Origin of the sequence: Myxococcus sp. AM011 (genome assembly GCF_013372595.1) — a bacterium.
GTDB classification, from domain to species: Bacteria; Myxococcota; Myxococcia; order Myxococcales; family Myxococcaceae; genus Myxococcus; species Myxococcus eversor.
Window position 1 is genome coordinate 1 of record NZ_JABXEM010000489.1, and the last position, 3,139, is coordinate 3,139.

General features: G+C 68.4%; 5 protein-coding genes. 4 read left to right on the forward strand and 1 reads right to left on the reverse strand.

Features of this window, described 5'->3' with window-relative positions; translation table 11 throughout:
* Positions 1–10 precede the first annotated feature (10 nt).
* The 3 genes from HUW62_RS46525 to HUW62_RS49530 all read left to right on the forward strand — a co-directional run bounded on the left by HUW62_RS46525 (position 11) and on the right by HUW62_RS49530 (position 1,631).
* On the forward strand, positions 11–853 hold the full coding sequence (locus tag HUW62_RS46525) for a DUF1684 domain-containing protein (RefSeq protein WP_368670656.1): 843 nt from the start codon (positions 11–13) through the stop codon (positions 851–853).
* A 191-nt stretch (positions 854–1,044) separates the two neighbouring features.
* Positions 1,045–1,365, forward strand: a complete 321-nt coding sequence (locus HUW62_RS49525; protein ID WP_255204030.1) for a hypothetical protein — start codon at positions 1,045–1,047, stop codon at positions 1,363–1,365.
* Positions 1,366–1,412: 47 nt separating this feature from the next.
* Entirely contained in the window at positions 1,413–1,631 is a 219-nt protein-coding gene (locus tag HUW62_RS49530; protein ID WP_255204031.1) for a hypothetical protein, read from the forward strand.
* 69 nt (positions 1,632–1,700) lie between these two features.
* On the opposite strand, the gene HUW62_RS46535 is transcribed toward HUW62_RS49530, so the two are convergent.
* Positions 1,701–2,282 (reverse strand): type 1 glutamine amidotransferase domain-containing protein, encoded by a 582-nt coding sequence (locus HUW62_RS46535; RefSeq protein ID WP_176438109.1) that lies wholly within the window; start codon positions 2,280–2,282, stop codon positions 1,701–1,703.
* A gap of 205 nt (positions 2,283–2,487) precedes the next feature.
* Here HUW62_RS46535 and HUW62_RS46540 point away from each other — a divergent pair.
* A partial coding sequence (locus tag HUW62_RS46540) for a sorbosone dehydrogenase family protein (RefSeq protein WP_176438110.1) occupies positions 2,488–3,139 on the forward strand: 652 nt, incomplete at its 3' end.

Sequence of the window (3,139 nt, forward strand, 5' to 3'; positions counted from 1 at the left end):
CGCCAAGACCGTGTCCACTCCCACGACGCCCGAAGACCTCACCGCCTCCACTCGCGCCTGGCATGAGCAGCGCCTCCAGCGACTCCAGTCCGAGGAGGGCTGGTTGACGCTCGTCGGCCTCTTCTGGCTCAAGGAAGGCGAGCAGACCGCCGGCTCCGCGCCCGAGAGTGAGTTGGACTTCCCGGCCGGTACGCCCGCGAAGCTCGGCACCTTCACGCGCAAGGGCAACACCGTCAGCTTCCAGCCCGCGCCGGGCGTGCAGTTCACGCGCAACAACAACGAGCCCTTCACCGGGGGCGAGCTGAAGACGGACGAGAAGGGCTCACCGGATGTGGTGAAGCTCGGCAGCCTCAACTTCCAGGTCATCCTCCGGGGCGACAAGCTGGGCGTGCGCGTGAAGGACTCGCAGGCGCAGGCGCGCAAGGAGTTCCACGGCATCGAGACCTATCCAGCGAGCCCCACGTGGAAGGTCACCGCGCGCTTCGAGCCCTCGGCGACTCCGCGCACACTCCAGGTGCCCAACGTGCTGGGCACCACGGAGGAGATGAAGGCGCCGGGCACGCTCGTCTTCACGGTGGCCGGCAAGGAGTACCGCCTGACGCCGGTGGAGGAGGAGGGCTCCAACCAGCTCTTCATCATCTTCGCGGACGAGACGAACCACGACGCGACGTATGGCGCGGGCCGCTTCCTGTACTCGGACATGCCGAAGGACGGGCAGGTGGTGCTCGACTTCAACCGCTCCTACAACCCGCCCTGCGCGTTCACGCGCTTCGCCACCTGCCCGCTGCCGCCCCGAGGCAACCGCCTGGCCGTCCGCGTGGAAGCCGGCGAGAAGCGCTACGGCGACCACTGACGGTAACTGTTCATCCCGCTGTGCCCACCGGGCCGACTCCGCTCTCACGCGGGGCGGCCCGTTTCATTTTCACCAATGAGTCCGGGCAGATGCATGGACCCTCTCCCCCGGCCATACTTCCGAATCAGTTCACGAATCAAATCAGGAATCTGTTCATGGATTGAATCAGGAGGCAGGGCGGACCCCACTTCATGGCCACGGTGGAACAGCTCCTCGCGACCCTCGGCCGTCGAGATGTGACCCGAGCGAGCGAGCTCGCGACACAGCTCAAGGTCTCGCGCCCCTCGGTGACGCGCCTCTTGCTGGCGGCGGGTGACCGCGTGTGTCGCATGGGCGAGGGCCCCGCGACCCGCTACGCGCGGACCCGAGAGCTTCCCTCGCTCGGCACACGCCTGAACGTCCACCGCATCGATGATGCAGGCTCGGTCCAACGGTACGGCGTGCTCCGCCTGCTCGCGGGCGGTCGACACTGGCTCGAATACATGGTGGGCGCGCCCGAACTCTCTTTGTAGAAGGGCCAAAGCGGTTCCGACTCGCGCCGGTCTACGACATGCTGCCCATGGTGTTCGCTCCCGTGGGAACGAACCTCGTCGAGCGGACCTTCACGCCACGCCCTCCCACCGCGAGCACCGTGGACGTCTGGTCCGACGCCGCACGTCTCGCCCTGACATACTGGGAGAAGCTCACACGCGAGCCCGCACTCAGCGCACCCTTCCGGGAGCACTGCGGCCACTGCGCGGCCACCCTCCTGTCCTTCGTGAACCAGCAGCCCGTCTGACCTGTCGCGCGCACGGAAACAACAGGCCACGAGCCGACACACCTCGTCCGCTCGTGGCCCGTGATTCAGTCAGTGCACGCTGGAAGGCTGCTCTGAAGTGGCCTCACGCCCGCGCGACGGCTCCATGCGCGGGGCGATGCCCTGGTCCACCTGCCGCAGCAGCGCGGCGCTGAAGGCCGGCAGGTCCCCCGGGTTGCGCGAAGTGATGAGGTTGCCGTCCTCCACCACCTCGCGGTCCACCCAGCGCGCCCCCGCGTTGATGAGGTCCGTGCGGACGGAGGGCCAGGACGTGACAGTCCTGCCGTCCAGGACGTCCGCCTCCACCAACATCCACGGTGCATGGCATACGGCCGCCAGCGGCTTGTCGGCACGGTAGAAGTCCCGCACGAAGCCCACCATGTCGATGTCCATCCGCAGGTGGTCCGGCGAGTAGCCCCCCGGTATCACCAGCGCATCGAAGTCCCGGGACGACACGTTCCGCACGGCCTTGTCCGGGGTGATGACCTCCTTGCCCTTCTTGCCCTTCACGGGCTTGCCATCCTCCACGCCGATGACGACCGCCTCGTGCCCCGCTTGCTTCACGAGGTCATACGGAATGCGGAACTCAGAATCCTCGAAGTCGTCTGCCAGGATGAACGCGATGCGCGCCATAGGACGTCTCCTTGTTGCGAATGGGCGAGTTGTCCCGTGCGCTGAAGGTGCCCACGCGCCTCCTGACGACAAAGGCGCTCCTCGGGGCTCGGCCCGCCCGCCTGCCCACCCTCCCGACGAGGGACTCCTCCCCGAGCGTCCCCGCCCTCACGTCCACCGTCCGTCACGCTAGCGCGCTCCCCCACGGGCGGACATTAATCGCCCCATGCGCGCCTCTCGCCTGCTCGCCTCCGCCTTCGTGGTGCTCGCCGTGTCGGCCTCCGCCTGTCGCAAGAGCCAGTCCCAGGGCACCGCCTCTCCCCAGGACTGCGTGCGCGTCGCGGACGACTGGGGGCCGGACGGCGCAGTGCCCATCACCGTGGACGTCGTCGCCGAGGGCCTTGAAGTCCCCTGGGGCATCGCCTGGCTGCCCGGTGGCGACGCGCTCGTCACCGAGCGACCCGGCCGCGTGAGGCTGCTCAAGGCAGGCGTCCTCCAGCCCCAACCCGTCGCCACCGTGCGCATCACCCACGCCGCGGAGGGTGGACTGCTCGGCATCGCCGCCCACCCGGACTTCGCGACGAACCGCTGGTTCTACGTCTACGTCACCACCGACGCGAACGGCCAGGACGAGAACCGCGTGGAGCGGTGGACCCTCTCCGAGGACCACACCACCGCGACGTTCGACCGCGTCGTCTTCGGCGGCATCCCCTCCGCCACCTACCACGACGGCGGACGCCTGCGCTTCGGCCCCGACGGCATGCTCTACGCGGGCACCGGTGACGCCCGGAAGCCGGACCGCTCGCAGGACGTCAATGACCCCGCCGGCAAGCTCCTGCGCCTCACCCCCGAAGGACAAATCCCCCAGGACCTGTCTC

What these genes read in the sequence shown, in the direction of transcription:
- HUW62_RS49525 (WP_255204030.1), top strand. Translation starts at nt 1,045, where the DNA reads ATGGCCACGGTGGAACAGCTCCTCGCGACCCTCGGCCGTCGAGATGTG.
- HUW62_RS49530 (WP_255204031.1), top strand. Translation starts at nt 1,413, where the DNA reads ATGGTGTTCGCTCCCGTGGGAACGAACCTCGTCGAGCGGACCTTCACG.
- HUW62_RS46535 (WP_176438109.1), bottom strand. Translation starts at nt 2,282, where the DNA reads ATGGCGCGCATCGCGTTCATCCTGGCAGACGACTTCGAGGATTCTGAG.